Here is a 24,534-nt window from a genome sequence, read left to right as displayed (position 1 = left end):
CGTCGGCGTGGGCCGCGTCAGCGCACGTTGACGATGACCGTGTTGGCGACGCGGTCATGCATGCCGCGCCCGTCCCGGTCCCAGATGAGCGCCGGGATGGCCAGGCAGAGCAGTACGGTGCGGACGACCACCTGCAGCAGGTGGGCCCGGCCTCCGGCCACGTTGCGGACCTGGATCCCGACGACGCGGTGACCGATCGTCGTCCCGAGCGTCCCGACGAGCAGGAGGTTCTCGACGGCGAAGACGGCCAGTGGGATGAAGCTGCGCCCCCCGGTCTCCTGCCAGCCGACGCCCCACAGGGCGTTGGCGATGAGCAGGCACAGCAGCCAGTCGATCACGACGCCCACCAGCCGACGACCGAAGTGAGCGATCGAGCCCGGCCCGCTGAGCGGCATACCGAGTCGTTGGCCGTGGTACTCCCCCGGCGCGCTCGTGCGCGCCCGCGGCCCTTCGAGCCACGAGCCGATGTCCCTGCGATCCACCACGCGACCAGCGTACGTGCCGTTGTGTTTTGGGGGTCCACGGGGGCTTGCCCCCGTGTGTCCGTGTAACGCCGACGAAACATTCGGGTCATGGCCGGGAAACGGCGACCCCGTAAGGTCTGTGCGTGTCAGCACGAAGGCGCGTGCCCGTCACCGGGTCGCCGCCTTCTCCCCTTTCAGGAGGTTGGATGTTCAGCTCAGCCGCAGAGGTCCTCGCGTACATCAAGGACGAGGACGTCCAGTTCATCGACATCCGGTTCTGCGACCTGCCGGGCGTCATGCAGCACTTCAACATCCCGGCTGAGACAGTCGACGAGGACTTCTTCACCGTGGGCCAGATGTTCGACGGCAGCTCGATCCGCGGCTTCCAGGCGATCCACGAGTCCGACATGAAGCTCGTCCCCGACGTCGCCACCGCGTACATCGACCCGTACCGCACGGCGAAGACGCTCATCATGAACTTCTCGATCGTCGACCCGTTCACCGACGAGCCGTACAGCCGCGACCCTCGCAACATCGCGAGGAAGGCCGAGGAGTACCTCAAGTCGACGGGGATCGCCGACACCGCCTTCTTCGGCGCCGAGGCCGAGTTCTACGTCTTTGACGACGTGCGCTTCGAGACGAAGTCGAACGCCAGCTACTACTACCTCGACTCGATCGAGGCGGCCTGGAACACCGGGCGCGTCGAGGAGGGCGGCAACCGCGGCTACAAGACGCGCTACAAGGGCGGCTACTTCCCCGTCTCCCCCGTCGACCACTTCGCCGACTTCCGCGACACGATCTGCACCGAGCTGAAGCAGGTCGGCCTCAACGTCGAGCGCAGCCACCACGAGGTCGGCACTGCCGGCCAGATGGAGATCAACTACCGCTTCAACACGCTGCTGCACTCCGGCGACGACATGATGAAGTTCAAGTACGTCGTCAAGAACTCGTCGTGGCGACAGGGCCACACCGCGACGTTCATGCCGAAGCCCCTCTTCGGTGACAACGGCTCCGGCATGCACACCCACCAGTCGCTCTGGAAGGACGGCGAGCCGCTCTTCTACGACGAGCGCGGCTACGGCGGCCTGTCCGACCTCGCCCGCTGGTACATCGGCGGCCTGCTCAAGCACGCGCCGTCGCTGCTCGCGTTCACGAACCCGACGGTGAACTCGTACCACCGTCTCGTGCCCGGGTATGAGGCGCCGGTGAACCTGGTCTACTCGGCGCGCAACCGCTCGGCGTGTGTGCGCATCCCGATCACCGGCACCTCGCCGAAGGCGAAGCGCATCGAGTTCCGCGTGCCGGACCCGTCGGCGAACCCCTACCTCGCCTTCGCCGCCCAGCTGATGGCCGGTCTCGACGGGATCCGCAACCGGATCGAGCCGCCGGAGCCGATCGACAAGGACCTCTACGAGCTGCCGCCCGAGGAGCACGCGCGGATCGAGCAGGTGCCGGCCTCACTGCCGGAGGTGCTCGACGCGCTCGAGGCCGACTACGAGTACCTGCTCGAGGGCGACGTCTTCACCAAGGACCTCATCGAGGCGTGGGTGGAGTACAAGCGCAAGAACGAGGTCGACCCGATCCGGTTCCGGCCGCACCCGCACGAGTTCGAGATGTACTTCGACCTCTGACGACGATGTAGCGAAGGTTGGGGGCCCGAGCTTGCTCGGCGCTGACGAAGATGCAGCGGAGGTTGGGGGCCGAGCTTGCGAGGCACCCGGCCGGAGCGGAGTCGAGGAAGCGACGGCCAAGAGAGGCGCCCGGCCGGAGCGGAGTCGAGGAAGAGGTCGCGAAAGTTCGACCTCTGACGACGACGCAGCGGAGGTTGGGGGCCGAAGCAACGTTGAGGAAGTAGTCGTATGAACGGCGGCTGACCTGCGAGAACGTCTCTGGACGTCGTGCTGGTCAGTCGCCGTTCGGCGTTGGCGCCCCGCCCCGTCTCGACCCCCACACCCGAAATGGGTGTGAGCTGCCGCCACGGAGCACGTACGATGCTGCGGTCGCCACAGGGGCGGCCACAGGATGCGAGGAGCGAGCGGGTGTCGGACATCGCCGCGGGCTGCGAGGTGGCCGCTCTGGCCTGCTCAGCCGTCGGCCGGACCCGCGTCCGGACCACCTGACACCCTGCCCTGCGTCGCCACGCCCTGCGGACGACGCGCTTCACGGTCGGTGCCGGGCGAGTCGGCGCGCTCCCCGCCCACCCGGCCGCGTGCTGGTCCCCCGCCCGTCGACTTGGGCGTCGTCCTGTCGTGCTACCCAGGCTGCCCACGACCATGGCGCGAGAACGGTGACCGGCCCCTGCGGCCCCGCCGCACCGAAAGCAGAGAAGAACCATGAATCCCTTGACCGAGAAGCAGCTTCGCACCTCATTCATCAACACAACCAAGCGCGAGACGACCCAGGCAGCGCTCCCTGACCTGGCCGAGCTGAGCTGGGACCGGCTCGACTACCTCGGCTGGCGCGACCGGAAGGCACCCCTCTTGGCCTACGTGGTCCTCGAGCTCGACGGGCAGCCGACGGGCATCATGCTGCGGGCCGGCGCCGCCAACCAGACCATGGTCCGCCGCAAGGCGCTCTGCGCCTGGTGCCGCGACCTCGCCAGCGTCGAGGCGGCCATGTATGTCGCTCGACGGGGTGGTTCGGCGGGCCGTGCCGGCAACACGATCGGAACGCTGGTGTGTGAGGACTTCTCGTGCTCACGCAACGTGCGACGCCCGCCGACCAGCAGTGAAGCCGGCACCGACCCCGAGCAGGTGCGCGACCTCATCGTGCAGGAACGCATCGCCGGGCTGCGGGAGCGGGCCGCCCGCTTCGTCCAGGAGGTCGCGGCCACGCTCTGACCGCGACCGCGGGCACCCCCCGGCGAGTGCTCAGGACGTGCCGCTGCCGTGGAGGCTTTCTGCCCGCTGGCCGCGCACCTCCTGGGCACTCGATGGGTATGCCGCTGGGCTCGCTTCCGCTGGGGGCGCCCCTCGTGAGCTCGCTGGGCGCGCCCTCCGCAGGTGTGCGACAGCGAGGGCCGCACCCACGAGCACCACGGCCAGCCAGGTCACCGAGATCGCGACGAGCTCGAACCGGTAGGCGAGGTCGCTGCCGTACATCGGCGCCATGACCGCGAGAGCCGCGACGACGATGCCGCCGCCCAGACCCAGGACCCAGCGGATCACCTGCTCGGCCCGTCGGGCGGGCGTCAGTCCCGCTCCGGCGAGCAGGAACCCGACGGCGAGGGCGGTGTAGCCGATGTCTTCCAGCCCGATGAAGACGCCGTGGGGGTGGTACTGCGTCAGGAACCCGAGCCCGTCGGCCTCACCGAGGCTCAGCATCGGCTGGACGACCGCGAGCTGGATCCCGTAGTCGAGGATGAGCACGCCCGCACCGATCCCGACCATGACGAGCGATCCCCGACCCAGCAGCCCACGCCCCGGCGACGTCGGGTGGACGGTGACGGCGGCCACCAGCACGATGATGAGCATCGTCACGAGGATCGCCGGGTACATCCACAGGTAGTCACGGGGCACGAACCGGGCGGCATCCGTGTAGGGCGGCGGGATGCAACCCGTCGTGCACAGCGGGCCGGAGCGCGGCGGGGTCGTGTAGGCGACCGCGAAGGTGGCCCCGGTCAGCAGGGTGGTGAGCAGGCCCAGCCACCCGAGGTGTCGCCCACCTCGGGTCGGTTCCTCCGAGAGATCTGCCGGTTTCATTGAGGGCACCTCCTCCTGCCCTCCAGCCCACGCCACCGCAGCCCCCTGGTGCCGTGACGAAGGTCCCGCCACTCCACCAGGAGCCCGCGGTCAGCCGCGGGGGCCCGTCACGCCGGTCCCTGCCGAAGCAGGTCCTCGGCGAGGATCCGGCCGTCCTCGTTCGGCAGGAGCAGCCAGGCGACGAGGTAGGCGGCCACCCCGCTGCCAGCAACGAGTGCCAGGAGGGGGACGACGGCGCGGACGACCGTGGCGGAGACGCCGAGCTGCTGCGCCAGTGCCCCGCAGACACCGCCGAGCCAGCGGTCGGAGCTGCTGCGACGGAGCGGTTGCCTGCGGAGCCAGCGGAAGACGGGCTGGGCCCGCTCCGCCGGTGAGGCCGCTGGGGTCACCTCACTGGAGGCCGCGCCGGTGGTGTCGAAGTCAGGGTTGGGAACTTGGGTCGGGGTCATGCCTCAACACTGCTCCGCGGTGGCCCACGGCACCATCAGGTTCCGCCCCGATCCGTCCCTGAGCGGGCCCTGAGGACCGCTTCGGGCGCTCCGGGTCAGGCTCCCTGCGACGCGTTGGCCCCGCGCCGCCTCAGGCCGCGCGGGCGGTCGATGAGGTGTAGGCGGCATCGACCGCCTGGCGCACCATGACGTCGGGCCAGCGCAGCCCCAGGAGCGCGACGAGGACGAGGCACAGGCCGGCGCAGATCGTGACCGCCGCGGCCGGACCGGTGTGCTGGGCGAGCCACCCGGCGCCGAGGTAGGACAGGCCGGCTGCCCCGACGGAAGCGGCCCCGGCGAGGCTGAAGATCCGCCCACGCAGCGCCTCGGGGGTCACGAGGGTGAAGGTCGCCTGCAGCGGCACCATGAAGGCCTGCAGCATGCCGCTGAGGAACCACAGCCCGGCCAGCACCACGAACGGCGGCTGCAGGATCGTCGCGATCAACGGAAGCGGCATGAGCATCGCGAGCGGGATGAGCGAGTTGTTCTGCCAGTGCACGTCGCGCCGGGTGATGAGCAGGATCCCGAGGACCGCCCCGGCCACCGGCGCCGCCATGAGCAGCCCGCTCCACCACCGGTCGCCGGCGATCGGGATGGCGAGGGCCTCGGGCGCCGCGATGCCGACACAGGCGATGACGCTGAGCAGGACGAAGCGCGCGAGCACCGGATGGTGGGTCATGTCGCCGACCGCGATGCGCAGGTCCTTGACGAAGCCGCCCACGCCCCTGCCCCGCTGGCCGGAGACCGGTTTGGCCTCGACGACGACGAGGATCGTCAGGGCGGCGACGAGGAACGAGCCGAGGTCGGCCAGCAGCCCGACCTCCGCCCCCAGCCACGTGACGAGCGCGCCACCGACGGCGAGACCGACCGCCTGGTTGGTCTGCTCGGAGAGCGCGTTGAGCCCGATCGCCCGTGCGTAGTAGCGCCGGTCGGCGAACAGGTCGGTCATGAGGACCATGTTGGAGGCAGCGGCGGCACCACCGATCGTCTCCAGGAGGAACAGGACCGCGAAGATCACGATGAGCTCCGCCTGGGCCGCCACGAGGACCATGAGGGCTGCGACGCAGAGCGCTCGCAGCAGGTGGGCCCCGACGAGGACCCACTTGTAGGGGAACCGGTCGACGATCGGCCCGAGCAGGCTGCGGCCGAAGACGGTGGGCAGCAGGCTGACGGCCAGGGTGGTGGCCGTCGCGAGCGGCGATTCGGTCCGCTGGAAGACGATCGCAGCGATCGTGATGCGCGCGATGTTGTCGCCCCAGAGCGACAGCGCGGAGACGAGGAAGACCGGCAGGTACTTCGGCACCCTGAGCACGGCAAGCAGCGACGGCGCGGCGCTGCCCTGGTCCTTCGTCACGCCACGACGCTACCCCGGGTCAGGCAATCGCACGACTTGAAACGCGACCGAAAGCGTCATGGCGCCAAGCCACGACTGGTACGCGGCTCACGCGGCCTCGTCACTGGTAGAAGTTCGCGTCCATCGCGTGCCGTGCCCGACGCGCGACCCGCCGCCAGACCTCACTCAGCTGCGCCCCCGAGCCCGGCTCGAGGCCGATGATGCGCGCCACCCCGTCGGCGTCCCGCAGGTCGGACGGGATGCTGTCGACCGGACGGCCGCGCCACAGCATGCCGGCGTTGCGCAGACGGTTCGCGAGGAGCCAGGACTCACGAAGGCTCTCCGCGTCGGCCGGGGGGACCAGCCCGCACGTCTCGAGCGCCCGCAGCCCGCGCAACGTCCCGGTGACGCGCAGCTCCGGGTGGTCGTGGGCGTGGCACAGCTGCGCGAGCTGCAGCGTCCACTCGACATCGGTCAGCCCGCCCCGGCCCAGCTTCACGTGCGTGCTCGGGTCGGCACCGCGTGGCAGCCGCTCGGCCTCCATCCGGGCCTTGAGGGTGCGAATGTCCCGGACCTGCTTGGCGTCCAGCCCGTGCTCCGGCCACCGCAGCGGCTCGATGAGGCGCCGGAACTGTGCAGCGAGTGCCTCCGGCCCGGCGATCGGTGCGGCCCGAAGGAGCGCCTGGAACTCCCACGTCAGGGCCCAGCGCTCGTAGTAGGAGCGGTAGGACTCGATGCTGCGCACCAGTGGGCCGTTCTTGCCCTCGGGGCGCAGGTCGGCGTCGAGGGTGAGCGCGGGCTCCGGACCGGCCGCCGACAGCAGCCGGGCCATCTCCTTGACCACCGCCGTCGCGCGGGTCGTGACCACCGCCTCGTCCGCGCCCGGGTGCGGGTCGAGGACGTACATGACGTCAGCGTCGGAGGAGTAGCCGAGCTCGCCACCGCCGAGGCTGCCCATCCCGACGACGAGCAGGTCCGCATCGACCGGGCCGTCCCGCTCGGCCACCGCCGCCGTCGCGACGGCCAAGGTCACCTCGATCGTGGCCGCCGCAAGGTCGGAGAGCGCCGCCCCCACGTCGACGACGTCGAGGCGTCCCGTCAGGTCGGCGAAGACGATCCGGAGCAGCTCGTGGCGGCGGATCGCCCGCACCGCCGGCATCGCGTCGTCAGGCGAGTCCCGGCGGGCCACCGCCGCCCGCATCCGTGCGGTGACCGCCTCACGCGAGCGGGGCGTGAGGCCGTCCGGCTCACCCAGGACGCGCACGCTCTCGGGCGAGCCGATGAGCAGGTCGGCGGCCAGCCGGCTGCTGGCGAGGACGTGGGCGAGCTGTTCGGCCGCCCGGCCCTCGTCGCGCAGCATCTTGAGGTACCAGTGGGTGGTGCCGAGCTCGTCGCTGACCCGCCGGAAGGACAGCAGCCCGGCGTCCGGGTCGGCCTCGTCGGCGAACCAGCCGAGCATGACCGGCAGCAGGGTCCGCTGGATGGCGGCTCGACGACTCACCCCGGCCGTCAGCGCCTCGATGTGCCGCATCGCCCCGGCGGGGTCGCGGAAGCCGAGCGCCGAGAGCCGCGCCCGGGCCGCCTCGGGTGACAGCCCGACCTCGTCCGGGGTGAGCCGGGCCGCCGCGGCGAGCAACGGACGGTAGAAGAGGCGCTCATGGATCCGGCGGACCTCCCGCGAGATCGCGGCCCGGTCGGCGACGACGGCCGTGGCGGGTTCGCGTCGGTGCCCCATCGCCCGGCCGAGCCGGCGCAGGTCGGCTGCCGACTCGGGCATCAGGTGGGTGCGCCGCAACCGGTAGAGCTGGATGCGGTGCTCGAGGCAGCGCAGGTGTCGATAGTCCCGGTCGAGCGCGGCCGCGTCGTCTCGCCCGACGTAGCCACCGCGGGCCAGGGCTCCGAGCGCCTCGAGGGTCGTCGTGGACCGGAGGCTCGGGTCGGTGCGGCCGTGGACGAGCTGGAGCAGCTGCACGCTGAACTCGACGTCACGCAGGCCCCCGGGGCCGAGCTTGAGCTGGCGGGAGGCCTCGGCCGCGGGGACGTGCTGCTCGACGCGGCGTCGCATGGCCTGCACGTCGCCGACGAAGTTCTCGCGGCCGGCCGCCTCCCAGACCATCGGCGAGATCTCGGCCTTGTAGCGGCGGCCCAGGTCGAGGTCGCCCGCCGACACCCATGCCTTGAGCAGCGCCTGAAACTCCCACGTCTTGGCCCAGCGCTCGTAGTAGGCCCTGTGGCTCGCGACCGTGCGCACCAGCGGGCCGTTCTTGCCCTCAGGTCGCAGGGCGGCGTCGACCGGCCACAGCGAGCCCTCCTGGGTGGGCGTCGAGCAGGCCCGCATGAGGCCGGTCGCCAGGTGGGTGCCAACCCGTAGTGCCTCGCCCTCGTCGGCACCGTCGGCGGGCTCGGCGACAAAGATGACGTCGACGTCACTGACGTAGTTCAGCTCCCCGCCGCCGGTCTTGCCCATGCCGATGACCGCCAACCGGCAGACCTCGTGCCCCGGCCCGTGCTCTTCGCGGGCGATCGCGAGCGCCGCCTCGAGCGCCGCCTCCGCGAGCTCGGCGAGCGCCTCGCCCGTCGCGGGCATGGCCGTGAGCGGGTCCGGCGCGGTGAGGTCGAGCGCCGCGATCCGCAGCAGTCCACAGCGGTAGGCAATCCGCAGGGCGTCGTATGGCGTGTGCTTGCCTCGGTCGGTCACCGCGCCGACCAGCTCCGCCCGCACCCGCTGCCCCGGCTGCGGCTCGGCCCGGGCGGCGCAGGTCCAGTGGTCGGGGTGCCGGACGAGGTGGTCGACGAGGGCCGACGACGCGCCGAGCACGGCGAGGACGCGTGCCCGGCCGGCACCGTCGCTCGCCAGCTCGGCCACGAACGCGTCGAGGTCCGCGTCGTCCGGTGCGTGCGTGCCCGCCAGCGCCTCGAGCAGCCGGACGAGTCCCAGGAGGGCGAGGTCAGGGTCGGCCGTCTCACCGAGCGCGGCGAGCAGGCCCGGGGCGAGCTCCCCGGCCTCGTCGCGCAACGGGTCGAGGGCCGGGTCCTCGAGCAGCGAACGGACGCGTGTCAGGTCGTCGAAGCCGAGGCGCGCCAGTTGCCCGGCGACAGAACGCGTCCGGTCGGTGCCCCGCACGTCAGAGGCGAGTCAGATAGCGGTCGAGCTCGAAGCGGCTGATCTCGTGCCGGTAGTCGCGCCACTCCTGTCGCTTGTTGCGCAGGAAGAAGTCGAAGACGTGCTCGCCGAGCAGCTCGGCGACGAGCTCGCTCTCCTCCATGACCTCCAGCGCCCGCCCGAGGGAGGCCGGGAGCGGCTTGATGCCCATGGCGCGCCGCTCGGCGTCGGTGAGGCTCCAGACGTCGTCCTCGCTCTCCGGCGGCAGGTCGTAGCCCTCCTCGATGCCCTTGAGGCCGGCCCCGAGCAGCACGGCGTAGGCGAGGTAGGGGTTGCACGCCGAGTCGAGCGAGCGCACCTCGATGCGGGTCGACTGCCCCTTGCTCGGCTTGTGCATCGGCACCCGCACCAGTGCGGACCGGTTGTTGTGCCCCCAGGTGAGGTGGGCGGGTGCCTCGCCACCACCCCAGAGCCGCTTGTAGGAGTTGACCCACTGGTTCGTCACCGCGGCGATCTCAGCGCCGTGGCGCAGCAGGCCCGCGATGAACTGTCGGCCGGTCTTGCTCAGCTGGTACGGCGCGCCCGGCTCGTAGAAGGCGTTGGAGTCACCCTCGAAGAGCGAGAGGTGGGTGTGCATGCCCGATCCGGGGTGCTCCGAGAAGGGCTTGGGCATGAACGTGGCGTAGATGCCCTGGGTGAGGGCGACCTCCTTGATGACGGTGCGGAAGGTCATGATGTTGTCCGCCGTCGAGAGGGCGTCGGCGTAGCGCAGGTCGATCTCGTTCTGGCCGGGCGCGCCCTCGTGGTGGCTGAACTCCACGGAGATGCCCATGCTCTCGAGCATCGTGATCGCGGCGCGCCGGAAGTCGTGGCCGGTGCCGTGCGGGACATGGTCGAAGTAGCCTGCGTCGTCGACGGGGACGGGTCGTCCGCGGGGACCTCGCTGCTGTTCGAGCAGGAAGAACTCGATCTCGGGGTGCGTGTAGAAGGTGAACCCGAGGTCGGCCGCGCGGCCGAGGGCGCGGCGCAGCACGTGGCGCGGGTCGGCCACGCTCGGCGTGCCGTCGGGCATGAGCAGGTCGCAGAACATCCGCGCGGTGCCCGGGCTCTCGCCGCGCCACGGCAGGATCTGGAAGGTCGTGGGATCGGGCTTGGCGAGCATGTCGGCCTCGTAGACCCGCATGAGTCCCTCGATGGCGGAGCCGTCGAAGCCGATGCCCTCCGCGAAGGCACCCTCGAGCTCGGCCGGCGCGACGGCCACGGACTTCAGCGTGCCGAGCACGTCCGTGAACCAGAGCCGGACGAAGCGGATGTCGCGCTCCTCGATCGTGCGCAGGACGAACTCTTCCTGACGGTTCATGCCCCGATCCTGCCGCATCGCTGTTTCGCCCGGGTTAACGGGGACGGAGGAACGGCCCGCGGGAGGTGTCCTTCCGCGGGCCGTCCCGTTCACGTCGGCGGTATGCCGCTCAGCCGGCGCTCACTTCTTGGTGAAGTTCACGTCGAGGACCATCTGGTCCGCCTTGTGGTCCGTGTGCGTCACGGTGATGCGGGTGCCGGACCCGGCCACCTTCACCGAGTTCCACGGGTTGTCCGCGGTCCAGTAGCGGTTGGGGTCGGTGTCGTCGAACGTCGGGATCGCCCGTGAGGACGGAACCGTCACGGGAACCGCGTTGCGGTGGAACGTGACCGAGTCTGTCTTCTCCTGTCCGAAGGTGGCGTCGAAGGGCTGGCGGCGGTTGCCGAGCAGCGCCCCGTCGCTGAACTTGACCGGAGCCGGACGTGCGTCCACGGGCAGCACCAGCCCCGCACCCGGGTGGGTGCGCGTGTTGTTGTTGGTGTACGCGTAGTTGACGTACGACACGAGCAGGCCGTTCTGGTACGGGAAGCGCTCCACCCAGTCCGGCTTGGTGGAACCGAAGCCGAAGTTGTACGGGCCGGTCTGCAGCGTCTTGTCGTAGCCGGAGTAGACCCGGTTCTCGGCGAGGTAGAAGTGCGGCACCTGCTTGGAGACGGTCCCGGAGATCCGCTCGAATCCCTTGGCGGTCCAGGGGCCGGTGGCCGACTCTGCACCGTCGGTGTCGACCTGCGCCCCGTCGACTCTCAGGGTGATGTCATCGAGGAAGGGGCCGTTGCCGTGCGTGGCCGGGTCGGTGACATAGGCGAAGCGGACAGTGATGGACTTGCCGGCGAAGGCGGACAGGTTCCAGGTGTGGGTCGTCCAGTCGGAGGTGCCGGTGATCCCCTCAGTGCCCTGATCGTCCTTGACGTTGGTCCAGGAGGACCCGTCCGTCGAGGCCTGCAGGTAGAGGAAGTCGTAGCCCTCCTCGATGTCGGCCTCCACCGACGCGGACACGGAGGCCGCGCTCTTGCCGGTGAGATCGAGCGAGCGGGACAGGGTCGTGGTCGTCTTGTCCTTGACGCCGCCCCACCATTCCATGGCACCGGTCTTCGGGGTGTTGTACTCCGTCGTGATGGTCCGGTCCGGCAGCGTCACGGCGACGGCCTGGGGCAGCTTGCCGTTCGGCGCCTTCTTGTCCTGCACGACCCGGTCCGCCGGACCGACCCGAAGGCTCGTCTTGTCGCCGTACTTGACGGTCGCGAAATCGAGCCAGCCGAGCTGGAGCTTCTCCCAGGCGCCCATGTAGCCGGGCGTGGTCCCGATCGAGTTGCCCCCGTGGTTCAGCCACGACCCCGAGCTCATCAGCGTCCAGAAGCCGGTGCCGTTGTCGCCGCCCGCGGTGTCGTAGAGGTCTGGCAGGCCGAGGTCGTGACCGAACTCGTGCGCGAAGACGCCGAGGCCCCCGTTCTCCGGCTCGGTCGTGTAGTCGCCGATCCACAGGCCGGTGTCGCCGAGCGGCACGCCGCCGAGCTTGTTGAAGTCGGGCCCGGTCTTGCCCTGGTCAGTGGAGTAGGCGTACCAGCGGTGCGACCAGATGGCGTCCGCACCCTGAGCGCCTCCGCCGGCCTCCTCGCCCTCTCCGGCGTGAATCGCCTGGAAGTGGTCGATGTAGCCGTCGGGCTCGTTGAAGTTGCCGTCCCCGTCGTAGTCGTAGCGGTCGACCTTGTCGAACTGCTTGAGGTAGTCGGCGATCTCGGCCTTCGTCTTGCCGGCCTTGACCTGGGCGTCGTACCACGCCTGGGCAGTGTCCTTGATGTAGTTCCAGTAGCCGTCGGCCTCATCGATGTTGCTGCCGTAGCGGGCCTCGTTGTAGGGCACGGTGACCCACTCGGACACGTCGCCCTTGGCGAGGAAGCGGCCGTTGGACTGCTTGAGGTAGAAGTCGCGGAAGGACTCCCCCGGGCCGAACATCATGTCGACGTAGTGCTGCCGGTCGAAGTTGGCGGTCCAGTACGTCGAGTTGTCGTCGGTGCTGTTGCCGTCCCACTTGCGGTCCGGCGCGGGGATCTGGTTGTGCACCGGGCCGGCCGTGCCGCCGGTCTTCGGGTCGATCTTCGCGCCGAAGTCGGTGAGGATCGTGAAGATGTCCTCCTCGCGGTTGACCGGGTAGTTGACGTACTTGCCCTTCTTGCCCTTGGCCTTGGCCTTCAGCTCGATGACGCGGTTGCCGCCGACCGTCTTGACCTTTGCCTCCCCCTTGACGAGCTGGGCGATGGCCTCCTGACGGTCCTTGGCCTGGGCCTCCGCGAGCGGGTTGGGCAGGTTGTCCGGTCGAGACGCCTGCGACGCCGCGGGGTCGGCGGCCACGGCAGCACGCTTGGTCGGGGCTGCCTGTGCGCTGACGGGTGCAGCGAGCCCCGTCGCGACGAGAGCGCCGACGGCAAGGCCCGAGACAGCGCTCCATTGACGCTTGTTCAAGATCAGTCCTCCTGGTTGGTCCGGCGCCGGTCCGGCGCCGGACCGCATTCGACCACGCGGCACGGACAGTCCGGGGACGAGGAACGCAGTTCTTACTGTTCCTTTACCGGACCTTGAAACGTGCCTGACGATCCGCGGAGTTGCCAGTCCCCGCCGTCAGTCGTCGGCCTCGGGCGCAGACGTGCCGCGGGAGTTCCACTCGCGGTCCTGCTCGTCCCACTGCTCGGTGCGAGCCCGCGCGCTGGCAAGGGCGTTGCGTGCCTCGGCCTCGGTGTCGTAGGGGCCCATCATGAGCTCACCCCGACTCTTGGTGTCGTCGGTCTGGACCTCACCGGTGTCGACGTTGTACCAGTACTTCATCGCCTACGTCCCTCCTCAGTCGGCTCGAGCGCTCGGGGACGCCACTGGTCGGCCCGGTGCGCCGCACTAAACTCCACCGTATGCCGGTTCGCTTCGCAAGTGTGTCCCCCCATGCCCTCACCCCTCGACGGGCGGTGCCGGCGCGCATCGAGCGGCCGCACTACGTCGATGTGGCCCAGTTCCGCGAGGACGGCGATGTCCTCATCAAGGACGCCGAGACCATCGAGAAGATGCGTGCGGCCGGCCGCGTCGCGGCGCGGGCCATGGCGGCTGCGGCCGAGCACATCGCCCCGGGCGTCACGACCGACGAGCTCGACCGGGTCGCCCACGAGTACCTCCTCGACCACGGCGCCTACCCCTCCCCCCTCGGCTACAAGGCGTTCCCGAAGTCCGTCTGCACGAGCGTCAACGAGGTCATCTGTCACGGCATCCCCGACCTGCGGCCGCTCGAGGACGGCGACATCGTCAACATCGACGTGACCGCCTACCTCCACGGCGTGCACGGTGACACCGACGCGACGTACCCCGTCGGTGAGGTCGATGAGGAGTCTCGGCTGCTCGTCGAGCGCACCCACGAGGCGATGATGCGCGGGATCAAGGCGGCGAAGCCGGGGCGCCAGGTCAACGTGATCGGCCGCGTCATCGAGAGCTACGCGAAACGGTTCGGCTACGGCGTGGTGCGGGACTTCACCGGGCACGGGGTCGGCCTCGAGTTCCACTCGGGCGTGATCATCCCCCACTACGACGCGGCGCCCAGCTACGACCTCGTCATGGAGCCGGGCATGACCTTCACCATCGAGCCGATGCTCAACCTCGGCACCCACGAGTGGGAGATGTGGGACGACAAGTGGACGGTCGTGACGAAGGACCGCCGCCGGTCGGCCCAGTTCGAGCACACGATCGTGATCACCGAGGACGGCAACGAGATCCTCACCCTGCCGTAGGCTCGGAGCCCCACACCCGGCCACGAGGCGAGAAGCGAGGACCATGGGCACCACGGGTCGGCCACTCGGCATCGACGTCGGCGGCAGCGGCATCAAGGGCGCTCCCGTCGATCTGGAGGCCGGCGCCCTCGCCGAGAAGCGGCTGCGCATCGACACCCCCATCCCGGCCACTCCCGATGCGGTCGCCGCCGTCGTCGACGAGATCGTTGACCACTTCGCCGACCAGACCGGCGACTCGCCCATCGGCGTCACCGTGCCGGCCGTCGTGATCCGTGGCACGGTGCTGTCTGCGGCCAACATCGACCCCTCGTGGGTCAACACCGACGCGGAGGCCCTGATCCAGCGCCATACGGGCCGTCGGGTGTCCGTCCTCAACGACGCCGACGCCGCGGGCCTCGCCGAGCTGCACTACGGGGCGGCGCAGGGCGAGCAGGGGCTGATCATCCTCACGACGCTCGGCACCGGCATCGGCTCCGCCCTCATCTACAACGGCGTGCTCGTCCCCAACTCCGAGCTCGGCCACCTCGAGATGGACGGCCAGGACGCGGAGAAGGTCGCGGCCTCCTCGATCATGACGCGCAACAACCTGTCCTGGGACGAGTACGTCGACCGGTTGCAGCGCTACTACTCCATGCTCGAGCGGCTCTTCTCCCCCGACCTCATCGTCGTCGGGGGCGGGATCTCCAAGGACGCCGACCTGTTCCTGCCGCGCCTCAAGCTGCGGGCTCCGATCGTCCCCGCCCGGCTGCGCAACCGGGCCGGCATCATCGGTGCGGCGCGCCGGGCCGTCGATCTCGCCATCTCCAACGGCTGAGCGCCGGTCTGCCCGTCCGCGCCGCCGGACCCTGTCAGTCGCGGACCAGGCCGGCCAGGACCTCGGGTGCGCGACGGTCGTAGATCCGTCCGCCGACGCGCACCCCGAGCGCGAAGACCCCGCCGCCGAGGAGTATGCCGCTCAGCGCGGTCGGCCAGAGCGCCCAGTCCCGCTCCCACCAGGTCAGCAGCGCCAGGAGGATGACCGGCGAGGCGAGCACGGCCGTGCCGAGGCTCGAGATCGTCTGCGCGAGCAGCCGTGCACCCTGCCCACCGGGCGGCGTCGTGAACGGGCTCTCCCCCGGTTTGGGCACGGGGTAGGGCATGACCACACTCATCACGCAGGACAGGCCGTAGCCGACGCCCGCGAGGGCGACGGAGACCCCGACGATCGCCGGCAGCAGGTCGAAGCGGCCCCCTATCCAGGCGCCGACGACGCTGTAGACCGGCACGAGGACGACGGCGAGGACCAGGCTGGGGACGAGACGGGCGATCCGGTCGGCGCGGCCGCGGGTCCCGGCCGCCACGTGCATCCAGAATGCGGTCGACTCGAACGCGACGGCGTTGTGCTCGCTCCAGCCGATGAGGAAGGCGATGAGCGGTCCCATGAGCAGGACGGTCCAGTCGGTGCCCGCTGCGAGCGAGGGGACCAGCAGGAACAACGGGGTGATGGGCGCCATGAGCAGCCCGACCTGGTAGCGCGGGTCGCGCTGCCAGTAGGTGGCGATCTGCGCCGCGATGGCGCCGGTCTCGGTGTCGGGGAACCGGCCGAGCAGGCCGAGGCCGTGGTGTCCCTTGCTCTCGCCGGCACCGCCGACCACGTTCGGGTCCTCGACCTGGCGACGCACGGCGCGTTGCCACAGCAGGCCGAGGCCGGCGAGGACGCCGAGACCGAGGACGAGGCGCAGCAGACCGGTGCCGACCTGGCCGACCGCAACGTCTGCGGGGGCGGCCCAGATCCACCCGACCGGGGTCCAGCCGGCGACGGTGCCCACGGTCGGCATGACGCTCTCGAAGCGCTCGACCGTGCTGCCGGCGAGTGCGAGGCCCGGGCCCAGGCCGACGACCAGGACGAGGCCGAGGATCGCCGTCACGTCACGGCCGCGGCGGCTCGACATGGCGGTGCTCGCAAGGGCGGACACCCAGCGGCTCAGCGTCACGCAGGTGAGCAGTCCAGCGGCGGCGGAGACGAGCGCGACGACGGTCGCGAGGACCGAGACCGACCACGTGACAAGGGTGCCGGCGACGACGATGGCGCAGGCGATGGCCGGCAGGCCGAGCAGCCCGGCGAGGACGAGCCCGGCCGCGAGCTGCCGGTAGGGGATCGCGAAGGTCGCGAACCGGGCCGGATCGAGGGTCGGGTCGGTCCCGAAGGTCAGCAGCGGCAGCAGTCCCCACGCGAGGACGAGCAGCGCTCCGCCGAGGGGGACGTAGAGCCTCGCGTCGGGCAGCGTCGAGCGCAACGTCGCGACCGCGATGGCGGCGAGGACCACAAGGGCGCCGAAGTAGACGATGCCGAGGATGGCGCCGATCGCCTGGGCCCGGCTGCGACGGAAGATGTTGCGCAGCAGCGTGAGCTTCAGTCGGACGAGGTGCGCAACCACTCGAGCCCCTCCACCTCGGTCGAGCCACCGACGAGGTCGACGAAGCGCTCCTCGAGCGACTCCCCGGCACGCACCTCGTCGACCGTGCCGGTCGCGAGGACCTCACCCCGGGCGAGGACCGCGACATGGCTGCAGATGCGCTCGACGAGGTCCATGACGTGGCTCGAGAGGACGACGGTGCCGCCGGCCGAGACGAAGTCGGCGAGGATGCCCCGGATCGTCGTCGCGGACACCGGGTCGACCGCCTCGAAGGGCTCGTCGAGGACGAGGACCCGCGGGCCGTGCACGAGTGCCGAGGCGAGGGTGACCTTCTTCGTCATGCCGGCCGAGTAGTCGACGACGAGCTTGTCCTGGGCGTCCTCGAGCCCGAGGGCCCGCAACAGCTCGGTGGCCCGCTTCGTCGCGACCTCACGGGACAGTCCGCGCAGCAGCCCGGCGTACGTGACGAGCTGCAGGCCGGTGAGCCGGTCGAAGATGCGCAGGCCGTCGGGGAGGATGCCGAGCAGGCGCTTCGCCTCGACTGGGTCCGCCCACACGTCGTGGTCGAGCACCATGGCCGTCCCGGCGTCGGGTCGCAGCAGCCCGGTCACCATCGACAGCGTCGTGGTCTTGCCCGCGCCGTTGGGCCCGACCAGACCGAAGAACGAGCCGCGCGGCACGTCGAGGTCGATCCCGTTGACGGCGATGAGGTCGCCGAAGCGCTTGCCCAGGCCTCGCACCGCAATGGCGGGGCCCCTCACCGCCTCACCCGCAGGTGGTGGCAGCATCGACAGGTCGGTCATCTCTCCCCCGGTTCTCGAGCAGTTCGGCGCTCAGAAGGTATCGGACTCCCCGTCCCCGAGGTAGCGCAATGTCAGGGTGTCGACGTCGGCGAAGTTCTCGATGTGGCCGGCATACATCCGCTTGCCACGGTCGGACAGCAGCGCGTCATGGATCGGCACGAAGAAGCGCGGGGCGATGCGCGACACGAACTCGATCGAGTCGCGGCTCGCGCACCACGGGGCGTTGAGCGGATGCGCCAGGATGTCCACGGGACCCGGCTCAGCGTCATACGCGTCCCCGGGGTGGAAGAGCGTTGGCTCGCCATCCGTGCGGAGCACGTAGCCCACGTTGGGGATCTGCGGTGTCTTGGGGTGGTTGCAGGCATGCTGCTCCCCCACGGGCGCGACACGCACGTCACCGATGGCGAAGTCCTCACCACGGTGCGTGGGCGTCACCGAGAGCCCTTCTCCCCCAAGCTTCTCCGCCGTCAACGCGTCGACGTGGACGCTCGCCCGGGGGTTCGCGCGGATCAGCCCGGGGACCCGCTCGGGGTCGAAGTGGTCCGGGTGGTTGTGCGTGACGAGGATCGCGTCGAGGTCGCGCAGGTCCTCGAAGCCGGCCGAGAAGTTGCCGGGGTCGATGAGGATGCGCCGGTCGCCGGTCTCGACGAGCAGGCACGCGTGTCCGAGGTGAGTCAGGCGCATGGTCCCAACGTAGCCTTCGGCGCCCGGCCGACGTCAGCGGACCGGGTCGGGATCTGGGTCAGGGATCGGCTCGTCCGGGTGGATCAGTGATGGCGGCCCGACGGTGAGCCCGTCCTCCGCCTCGGGCGCGGACGCACGGGCGTCGGCGAGCACGTCCGGGGGCACGTGCTGCTCGAGGAAGCGCCGCGCGAGCCGCGTCGACGGGTGGATCCCGAGGGTGGCCACGACGATGATCCCGGCGATGAGGAGCCAGCCCGTGGCACCCCAGTTCATCGCGAGGAAGGTGTAGACCGCGGGAGCCCAGACGCGCCCGAGGGTGCCACTCATCTCGGCGGCTCCCTGGTAGGCACCACGCTGGCGTGGATCCATCAGCTCGGCCTCGAAGGACCAGCTCGCCGCCGAGAGGTAGAGCTCGGCACCGGTCACGGTGACGTGGCCGAGCCAGACGAGCGCGATCGTCATCCAGCCGACGGTGTCGTGCGTCGCGAGCGTGATGATGCAGGACACGACGAAGAACATCGACGAGAGCCGGATCGCCCGCAGCGCGGTCGGCACGTCCTTGACGCCACGCGAGGTGACCATCGGCAGGAAGATGCACATGACGGTGTTGGTGCCGAACAGGAAGGCGAGGAGGACTCGCGGGGCGTCGGTCTTCTCGACGAGCCAGAGCGGGATGACGACGTTGAGGAGCACCTGGTTGGTCCAGAAGACTCCGCCGAAGAACGTGGTCAGGAGCCAGCCGGCGTTGCGCAGCGGTCCCGGACCGGGGATCTTGACGGTGCGGTCCTCGGGGGTGCGCTCGTCGTGCGTCGCGTTGGGCAGCCGACCGATCGCAGCCGCATTGATGAGGAACGCCAGCGCGGTGAACCACGGCAGTGCGTGCAGGACGTCGTTGGAGTGGAACGCCAGGGCGATGCCGCCGAGCATCGAGCCGAGCGTGAAGCCGACGTTGAGGGCCGAGTACATGTAGGCGCGCGAGTGCACCCGCTCGTCGGCCGGGAGCACGTCGATCGTGTACGCGCCGTATGCCGCTCCGCCGAGGGCGCCGATGACCTCCATCCCGACGGCCATCCCGACATAGCCGTGGAAGCCGCTGATGAACGGCCACAGCGAGAACATCGCGGCCTGACCGGTGGCGCTGACGGCCCACATCTTCTTCGGCCCGAACCGGTCGACGAGCTTGCCCATCGGCAGCGCCGCCAGGAAGGCGGCCACGCCGGCGAAGGTCAGTCCGAGACCGACCTGGGCGGCCGAGAGCCCGACGATCTGGGTGAAGAACACCGCCGAGCCCGTCATGAAGGTGCCCTCGCCCAGGGCGAAGAGCAGTGACTGGGCAGCGAGCCGTCCGGCCAGTGGCGACGGGGGGCGGGCCTGACGGAGGACGGCGTCGAAAATCACCCCGGAATTCTCCGGATCCGAGAGGCATCTGTCGCGTCATTTTCCCGCCCCGCGTGTCGGCCTGCTCGCGCAGGTCCGAGGTGCGCTCGCTCCTCTGCGGCCACGGACCCTGCGGCTACGCTTCGTGGATGACCCCTGAGGAGGTCGGCCGGTATGCGGAGTCGCTGCCCGACGTGAAGCGCAAGGGAACCGAGTCGCGTCCCGGCTGGTACGTCCACGACCGTCTGGTGGCTCGCCTGCACGACGAGAACACGCTGGTGATCCGGGTGCCCCTCAGCCGGCGTGACTCGCTGCTGGAGAGGTATCCGGACAGCTTCGGGGTGCCGCCCCGGATGGAGGCGCACCACAAGGTCGAGGCGTACCTCGATCGAGCGCAACCCCGTGAGGTGTGCGAGGCCATCGACCTCGCGTGGCAGATGCAGGCCGAGTGAGACCGCTCGGAAGTACTCAGGCTGGCTCGACCACCTTGACCATGACGCAGTTCCTCAGCCCCTTGGGCCGGTCATAGGTGAAGCCGAGCCGCTCATAGAGGCGTCGCGTGCCGTTGTAGACGAACGACGACGACAGCTTCTTGGTCTGGTCCGTCAGGTCGTGCGGATAGCTCTCGACCCTCCCTCCACCGGCCTGCGCAATGAGGTCGAGGGCGCCGGTGATGGCCAGCTCCGTGACCCCCTGCCGCCGGTAGCGCTTGTCGACGAAGACGCAGGTGATCCGGTAGTCGGGATCGGCCGACTTGGTCGCGTCGTACTCCTTGCGGTGATGGATGGAGGGCAGCTCGACCGGGGTGCCGTACTCGGCCCAGGCGATGGCCTCGTCGCCGTCCATCACGAGTGCGGCGTGTGCCTTGCCCTGCTCGACATAGGCCTTCTTCAGGGCTCGGTTGGCCTCCGCACCCTGACCGCGCTCGGGCCCATCGGGGTGGAACCAGATGCACCAGCAGCCGCCGAAGATGCCGTTGTGCCGCTGCACCAGCGCATCGAAGGCGGGCCAGGTCTCGGGGCCGAGCCGCGCGATGGTGTACGAGGACTCGCTGGCCATGTCGCACCTTATCCCGTCGGTTGCCCGCCACGGCGGTCAACGACGTCGGCGGTTCACGAGATGAAAGTGGATGAGTCGGCCTGTACGCCGGGTCCTGTGCCGCACCTCCGTTACCGGGTGGTGCGGTGGCGGCCATCCATCTCGGCCGGTCATTGCTGACCGGCTCCAGCGCCCTACCCGCGCACTCGACCGGGCCGGTCTCGAACGTGCGCTGTCTGGGCTTGCTCCGGGTGGGGTTTACCGAGCCGCCCCAGTCGCCTGGGGCGCTGGTGGTCTCTTACACCACCGTTTCACCCTTACCAGCCAAGGCTGGCGGTCTGCTTTCTGTGGCACTGTCCCGCGGGTCACCCCGGGTGGCTGTTGGCCACCACCCTGCCCTGTGGAGCCCGGACGTTCCTCGGCAGGACCGAGGTCCTGACGCGGCCGCCCGGCCGACTCATCCGTGACCAGCATAAGGGGTATGCCGCTCACCGTGGCCTCACGCGGTGGCCCTTCCGGCGACCCGTGTCAGCCGACGACGGTCAGTTCCATCTTCCCAGTGCCGATGTCCGCGCCGTCGACCCTGACCTGCACCGAGGCGCCGGCCTCGGCATGGCCGGTGGCCTTGGCCAGGACGGCGAGATCGGAGAACTGGACGATGACGCCGTTGCCGTTCGCATCGTCGACCACGATGGCCTCGACGGTCCTGCCGACCAGCGGAAGGAGCTCTGCGGCCTCGACGGCGTCCGTGCAGCCGCGTTCGACGGCGCCGGCCCGCCGGTCCGAGTCGGCCATCAGTCCGGGCAGCAGGGGCAGGGCCTCCCGTGCCCAGCCCGGAACCTCGTTGCCCTCGGACAGTGCCTCGCACACGACGAGCCCGAAGCGGTCGACGAGCCGCCGCAAGGGCGCGGTGACGTGGGCGTAGGGGCTCGCCACGGCGGCGTGCTCCCGCTGCTCCGGTGCGGCGCCGTCGAACGGCGTGTACCCCGCTCCGCGGAACAGCGCGGTCGCCTCGTGGATGAGGGCCAGGTGGCGCGGATTGGTGCGGTCGAGCGTCCGGAGGAAAGCGCCATACGTCTGCCCCTCGGGCCAGCTCACTCCAGCGGCCGCCGCCTGGCGGCGGAAGCGTCGAACGTCGCGCGGCTCGGGTGGCGGCATCGTCCGCAGGATGCCGATCCCACCGTCGAGCATCAGCTGCGCGGCCGCGATCCCGGTCAGCAGCGAGATCTGCGAGTTCCAGTCCTCCGCTGCCAGCAGCGGCCGGAACGACACCGAGAACCCACCCTTGCCGTCCTCCTCGACCTCCTGTTCGGGCAGTGGGAGACTGGCGCCACCACGCTTCTGCTCCAAGGCGATTCGCTTCTCACCTATCTCCTTCAGCAGCATCAGGGTGTCATCGGCGCTGCCTGAGTCGACGGCGCGCTGGACTTCGTCGTAGTCATAGCGGCGCACGCTGCGGACCATGGCGCGCGCGACCGACACCCCGGTCTGCTCACCATCGGGGGCGAGCGTGACGTCCCACACGAACGCCGGGCGCACCTCGTCGGGCAGCAGGCTGGCGGCGCCCTCGCTCAGCTCGCTGGGGTGCAGCTGGACGCGCATGTCGGGGCAGTAGATCGTCTGTCCTCGGCGTCTCGCCTCCGCGTCGACCGCCCCGCCGGCCCGGACGAAGGCCGGGACGTCCGCGATGGCGTAACGCACCCTGTATCCGTCCGCGCGCCGCTCCAGGCACATCGCCTGGTCGAGGTCCTTGGACCCCGGCGGGTCGATCGTGACGAACGGCACGTCGGTCGCGTCGCGATCCGGCAGGGCCGCGGCGCTTGCGGCCTGTTGCGCCTCGACGATCACCTCGGCCGGGAACTCCTCGGGGACCTCGAACTCGCGACGGACGTCGGCAAAACGCTGTGACAGCTGCCGACCGATGGTGCCGGGCTCGGGCAGGCGACGATAGACGATGTTCCGCTTGGCCATGCGTGTCACCCTACGCAGGCCCGGCCGCCGACGGACGCTGCCGCACCGCTCAGAACCGTTCCCTACGCTGTCGCTCGTGCTCATCCTCCTGCCGCCCTCCGAGGGCAAGAGCCAGCGCCGTCGCGGTCACTCCCTCGACCTCGGGGCGCTCTCGTTTCCCGCGTTGACACCGCTGCGCGACGAGGTGATTGCCGCGCTCGAGAAGGTCAGCTCGGGCCCTGACCCGTATGGCGTGCTCGGTGTCTCCCCGAACCTCACCGAGGAGGTCGCTCGGAACACGCGCCTTCGTACTGCGCCCGCCGCCCCGGCCGGCGAGGTGTACTCCGGCGTGCTGTATGACGCCCTCGACCTTGCGTCCCTCGACGCCGCTGCCAAGCGTCGCGCGACCCGGTCCGTCGTCGTCCAGTCGGCCCTCTTCGGCGCCGTCCGGCTCTCGGACCGGATCCCGGCCTACCGGCTGTCCATGTCCGTGAACCTGCCCGGGGTCGGCCCACTCGCCGCCGCCTGGCGGCCCGAGCTGGAGGCCAACCTTCCCGATGCCGTCGGCCGTGGCGTCATCGTCGACTGCAGATCGAGCACGTATGCCGCTGCCTGGGCTCCCGGAGGCCAGCTCGCCTCGCGTTGGGTGCAGATCGTTGTCCCCGGGGCCACCCACATGGCCAAGCACACTCGCGGCCTGATGACCCGCCACCTCGTGCGCGCCGGCGCCGCGCCGCGCACGCCCGAGGCGCTCGCCGAGGCCCTGGCCGATGGCTTCGACGTGGCACTCGCTCCCCCAGCACGGGCTGGCAAGCCCTGGGTCCTCTCCACCACCGCACGACCGCAAGGGTGATCTCCACCCAGGCCGTCCCCGGGGTTGGTCCACTCCTCGATCTCGGGGGTCTCGTCGACCGGGTCGTGCCGATCCTCGTCTTCCTCGTCGCGCTGACCGTCGTCGCCGAGATCTGTGATGCTGCAGGACTATTCGACGAGGCGGCGCACTGGGCGGCTCGTCTCGCCAGGGGTCGCGTCGTCGTGCTGTGGCTGCTCATCGTCGCGCTGTCGACGGCCGCCACGATCCTGCTCAGTCTCGACACGACGGCGGTGCTGCTGACGCCGGTCGCGATCGTGGTCGCCCGCCAAGTGGGAGCAGCGGCCCTGCCTTTCGCGATGACGACACTCTGGCTCGCAAACTCCGGCTCCTTGCTGCTGCCGGTGTCGAACCTGACCAATCTCCTTGCTCGGCATCCTCTCTCGGCGCTCGGAGTCGGGACGACGAGTGAGTACGTCGCCCTCATCTGGCGGCCTGCGGTCGTCGCTGTCGTCATGACCGTCGCAGTTCTGTGGATCCTCAATCGGCGCAGCTTCAGCGGCAGGTTCGGACAGCCACCGCGCGGCGAGCCGCACGACCGGCTGCTCATGCTCCTCTCCGCGGCCGTCGTCGTCCTCATGGTCGCGGGCTTCATCCTCAGCTCACAGCCCGCCTATCCCGCCGGCGCCGCGGCCGTCGTACTGCTCGTCGTCACCTGGCGGCGAGCACCCCAGCTGCTGCGCAGCGTTCGTCCGCCCTGGCTCACCGTGCTCGGCCTCTGCCTGCTCTTCCTCGTCGTCGACGCGGCCCTGCGGCACGGGCTCGAGGACGTGCTGCGATCCGTCGTCGGGTCCGGAACGAGCCTGCCGGACCTGGCCCGGGTGAGCGGCGTCGGCGCGGTCTCGGCCAACGCGTTCGACAACCTGCCGGCCTACCTGGCGCTCGAGCCGACGGCTTCGGACTCGGCGGTCCGCCTCGTGGCCCTCCTCGTCGGCGTGAACGCAGGCCCTCTCGTGACCCCGTGGGGGTCCGTTGCGACGATCCTCTGGCTGCGCCAGTGCCGCCGGGCGGGGCTCGTGGTGGGCGTGCCACGGCTGGCGTTGCAGGGTCTGCTCTGCGCCGTCGTGGTGGTGGCGGCTGCCACTGTCAGTGCCTCCATCTAGGGTGTCATCACGGCTTCCGCGACTCGCTCCCTGCACCGCATCGAGAGGCGAATCGGCCTGCAGGACAGCAGAATTGGCTGTGGAGAAGTATTCCGTGAC

Annotated in this window: 21 protein-coding genes and 1 other RNA gene; 7 read left to right on the top strand and 15 right to left on the bottom strand. The window is 70.2% G+C overall.

What is annotated here, in order from left to right:
• Positions 1-17: 17 nt before the first annotated feature.
• Positions 18-485, bottom strand: coding sequence for an RDD family protein (locus N864_RS05510; protein WP_034714381.1), 468 nt, complete (start codon positions 483-485; stop codon positions 18-20).
• 185 nt (positions 486-670) lie between these two features.
• Between N864_RS05510 and glnA the strand changes: the two genes are divergently transcribed.
• Both glnA and N864_RS05500 read left to right on the top strand, forming a co-directional pair.
• On the top strand, positions 671-2,095 hold the full coding sequence (gene glnA, locus N864_RS05505; RefSeq protein ID WP_034714379.1) for a type I glutamate--ammonia ligase: 1,425 nt from the start codon (positions 671-673) through the stop codon (positions 2,093-2,095).
• A gap of 702 nt (positions 2,096-2,797) precedes the next feature.
• Positions 2,798-3,304 carry an FBP domain-containing protein gene (locus N864_RS05500; protein ID WP_034714377.1) on the top strand — a complete coding sequence of 169 codons (507 nt, stop codon included), beginning with the start codon at positions 2,798-2,800 and terminating at the stop codon, positions 3,302-3,304.
• 30 nt (positions 3,305-3,334) lie between these two features.
• Here the strand turns inward: N864_RS05500 and N864_RS05495 are convergent, their stop codons facing one another.
• From N864_RS05495 to N864_RS05465, 7 genes are all read right to left on the bottom strand, one after another.
• Positions 3,335-4,165, bottom strand: coding sequence for a hypothetical protein (locus tag N864_RS05495; RefSeq protein WP_034714375.1), 831 nt, complete (start codon positions 4,163-4,165; stop codon positions 3,335-3,337).
• A gap of 107 nt (positions 4,166-4,272) precedes the next feature.
• On the bottom strand, positions 4,273-4,614 hold the full coding sequence (locus tag N864_RS05490; RefSeq protein ID WP_081793403.1) for a PspC domain-containing protein: 342 nt from the start codon (positions 4,612-4,614) through the stop codon (positions 4,273-4,275).
• A 130-nt stretch (positions 4,615-4,744) separates the two neighbouring features.
• Complete coding sequence (locus tag N864_RS05485; protein WP_034714373.1) at positions 4,745-6,007, bottom strand: MFS transporter; 1,263 nt, start codon at positions 6,005-6,007, stop codon at positions 4,745-4,747.
• Between the two features lie 100 nt (positions 6,008-6,107).
• Positions 6,108-9,110 carry a bifunctional [glutamine synthetase] adenylyltransferase/[glutamine synthetase]-adenylyl-L-tyrosine phosphorylase gene (locus N864_RS05480; protein WP_034714371.1) on the bottom strand — a complete coding sequence of 1,001 codons (3,003 nt, stop codon included), beginning with the start codon at positions 9,108-9,110 and terminating at the stop codon, positions 6,108-6,110.
• A 1-nt stretch (position 9,111) separates the two neighbouring features.
• Positions 9,112-10,449 (bottom strand): glutamine synthetase family protein, encoded by a 1,338-nt coding sequence (locus tag N864_RS05475; protein WP_034714369.1) that lies wholly within the window; start codon positions 10,447-10,449, stop codon positions 9,112-9,114.
• Positions 10,450-10,569: 120 nt separating this feature from the next.
• On the bottom strand, positions 10,570-12,909 hold the full coding sequence (locus tag N864_RS05470) for an immune inhibitor A domain-containing protein (RefSeq protein WP_034714368.1): 2,340 nt from the start codon (positions 12,907-12,909) through the stop codon (positions 10,570-10,572).
• A gap of 156 nt (positions 12,910-13,065) precedes the next feature.
• Positions 13,066-13,269: a hypothetical protein gene (locus N864_RS05465; protein WP_034714366.1), complete on the bottom strand. Its 204-nt coding sequence runs from the start codon at positions 13,267-13,269 to the stop codon at positions 13,066-13,068.
• Between the two features lie 80 nt (positions 13,270-13,349).
• Between N864_RS05465 and map the strand changes: the two genes are divergently transcribed.
• Positions 13,350-14,213, top strand: coding sequence for a type I methionyl aminopeptidase (map, locus tag N864_RS05460; protein ID WP_034714364.1), 864 nt, complete (start codon positions 13,350-13,352; stop codon positions 14,211-14,213).
• A 43-nt stretch (positions 14,214-14,256) separates the two neighbouring features.
• Entirely contained in the window at positions 14,257-15,027 is a 771-nt protein-coding gene (ppgK, locus tag N864_RS05455) for a polyphosphate--glucose phosphotransferase (protein WP_034714362.1), read from the top strand.
• 34 nt (positions 15,028-15,061) lie between these two features.
• Here the strand turns inward: ppgK and N864_RS05450 are convergent, their stop codons facing one another.
• From N864_RS05450 to N864_RS05435, 4 genes are read right to left on the bottom strand one after another with little or no spacing between them, the layout of a single operon-like run.
• Positions 15,062-16,630 carry a hypothetical protein gene (locus N864_RS05450; protein ID WP_034714360.1) on the bottom strand — a complete coding sequence of 523 codons (1,569 nt, stop codon included), beginning with the start codon at positions 16,628-16,630 and terminating at the stop codon, positions 15,062-15,064.
• Positions 16,606-17,412 carry an ABC transporter ATP-binding protein gene (locus N864_RS05445; RefSeq protein WP_034714358.1) on the bottom strand — a complete coding sequence of 269 codons (807 nt, stop codon included), beginning with the start codon at positions 17,410-17,412 and terminating at the stop codon, positions 16,606-16,608. Before N864_RS05445 ends, N864_RS05450 begins: the two co-directional genes overlap by 25 nt.
• Positions 17,413-17,442: 30 nt before the next feature.
• A complete protein-coding gene (locus tag N864_RS05440) occupies positions 17,443-18,096 on the bottom strand; it encodes an MBL fold metallo-hydrolase (RefSeq protein ID WP_034714356.1) in 654 nt (217 codons plus the stop codon).
• A 33-nt stretch (positions 18,097-18,129) separates the two neighbouring features.
• Positions 18,130-19,494: an MFS transporter gene (locus tag N864_RS05435; protein WP_034714355.1), complete on the bottom strand. Its 1,365-nt coding sequence runs from the start codon at positions 19,492-19,494 to the stop codon at positions 18,130-18,132.
• 128 nt (positions 19,495-19,622) lie between these two features.
• Here N864_RS05435 and N864_RS05430 point away from each other — a divergent pair, with 128 nt between their 5' ends.
• Complete coding sequence (locus N864_RS05430) at positions 19,623-19,925, top strand: MmcQ/YjbR family DNA-binding protein (RefSeq protein ID WP_034714353.1); 303 nt, start codon at positions 19,623-19,625, stop codon at positions 19,923-19,925.
• Positions 19,926-19,941: 16 nt separating this feature from the next.
• On the opposite strand, the gene N864_RS05425 is transcribed toward N864_RS05430, so the two are convergent.
• The 3 genes from N864_RS05425 to N864_RS05420 all read right to left on the bottom strand — a co-directional run bounded on the left by N864_RS05425 (position 19,942) and on the right by N864_RS05420 (position 22,482).
• On the bottom strand, positions 19,942-20,532 hold the full coding sequence (locus N864_RS05425) for a GNAT family N-acetyltransferase (protein ID WP_034714351.1): 591 nt from the start codon (positions 20,530-20,532) through the stop codon (positions 19,942-19,944).
• Positions 20,533-20,599: 67 nt separating this feature from the next.
• Positions 20,600-20,971, bottom strand: an RNA gene (gene rnpB, locus N864_RS23505) — RNase P RNA component class A.
• A 68-nt stretch (positions 20,972-21,039) separates the two neighbouring features.
• Positions 21,040-22,482 carry an RNB domain-containing ribonuclease gene (locus N864_RS05420; protein ID WP_034714349.1) on the bottom strand — a complete coding sequence of 481 codons (1,443 nt, stop codon included), beginning with the start codon at positions 22,480-22,482 and terminating at the stop codon, positions 21,040-21,042.
• 76 nt (positions 22,483-22,558) lie between these two features.
• Between N864_RS05420 and N864_RS05415 the strand changes: the two genes are divergently transcribed.
• The gene (locus N864_RS05415) at positions 22,559-23,314 is read left to right on the top strand and encodes a YaaA family protein (RefSeq protein WP_205620866.1); all 756 of its coding nucleotides are present in this window, start codon (positions 22,559-22,561) and stop codon (positions 23,312-23,314) included.
• Positions 23,311-24,435 carry an ArsB/NhaD family transporter gene (locus tag N864_RS05410; RefSeq protein WP_081793400.1) on the top strand — a complete coding sequence of 375 codons (1,125 nt, stop codon included), beginning with the start codon at positions 23,311-23,313 and terminating at the stop codon, positions 24,433-24,435. The genes N864_RS05415 and N864_RS05410 overlap by 4 nt, the downstream gene beginning before the upstream one ends.
• The last annotated feature ends 99 nt before the right edge of the window (positions 24,436-24,534 follow it).

The sequence above is a fragment of the Intrasporangium chromatireducens Q5-1 genome (assembly GCF_000576575.1).
In the GTDB taxonomy this organism is placed as follows: domain Bacteria; phylum Actinomycetota; class Actinomycetes; order Actinomycetales; family Dermatophilaceae; genus Intrasporangium_A; species Intrasporangium_A chromatireducens.
This window is presented reverse-complemented; position numbering and strand designations above follow the sequence as displayed.

Coding starts and splice junctions, on each gene's coding strand:
- N864_RS05465 (WP_034714366.1), bottom strand. CDS start 13,269: ATGAAGTACTGGTACAACGTCGACACCGGTGAGGTCCAGACCGACGAC.
- N864_RS05495 (WP_034714375.1), bottom strand. CDS start 4,165: ATGAAACCGGCAGATCTCTCGGAGGAACCGACCCGAGGTGGGCGACAC.
- glnA (WP_034714379.1), top strand. CDS start 671: ATGTTCAGCTCAGCCGCAGAGGTCCTCGCGTACATCAAGGACGAGGAC.
- N864_RS05490 (WP_081793403.1), bottom strand. CDS start 4,614: ATGACCCCGACCCAAGTTCCCAACCCTGACTTCGACACCACCGGCGCG.
- ppgK (WP_034714362.1), top strand. CDS start 14,257: ATGGGCACCACGGGTCGGCCACTCGGCATCGACGTCGGCGGCAGCGGC.
- N864_RS05445 (WP_034714358.1), bottom strand. CDS start 17,412: ATGACCGACCTGTCGATGCTGCCACCACCTGCGGGTGAGGCGGTGAGG.
- map (WP_034714364.1), top strand. CDS start 13,350: ATGCCGGTTCGCTTCGCAAGTGTGTCCCCCCATGCCCTCACCCCTCGA.
- N864_RS05500 (WP_034714377.1), top strand. CDS start 2,798: ATGAATCCCTTGACCGAGAAGCAGCTTCGCACCTCATTCATCAACACA.
- N864_RS05420 (WP_034714349.1), bottom strand. CDS start 22,482: ATGGCCAAGCGGAACATCGTCTATCGTCGCCTGCCCGAGCCCGGCACC.
- N864_RS05425 (WP_034714351.1), bottom strand. CDS start 20,532: ATGGCCAGCGAGTCCTCGTACACCATCGCGCGGCTCGGCCCCGAGACC.
- N864_RS05475 (WP_034714369.1), bottom strand. CDS start 10,449: ATGAACCGTCAGGAAGAGTTCGTCCTGCGCACGATCGAGGAGCGCGAC.
- N864_RS05440 (WP_034714356.1), bottom strand. CDS start 18,096: ATGCGCCTGACTCACCTCGGACACGCGTGCCTGCTCGTCGAGACCGGC.
- N864_RS05430 (WP_034714353.1), top strand. CDS start 19,623: ATGACCCCTGAGGAGGTCGGCCGGTATGCGGAGTCGCTGCCCGACGTG.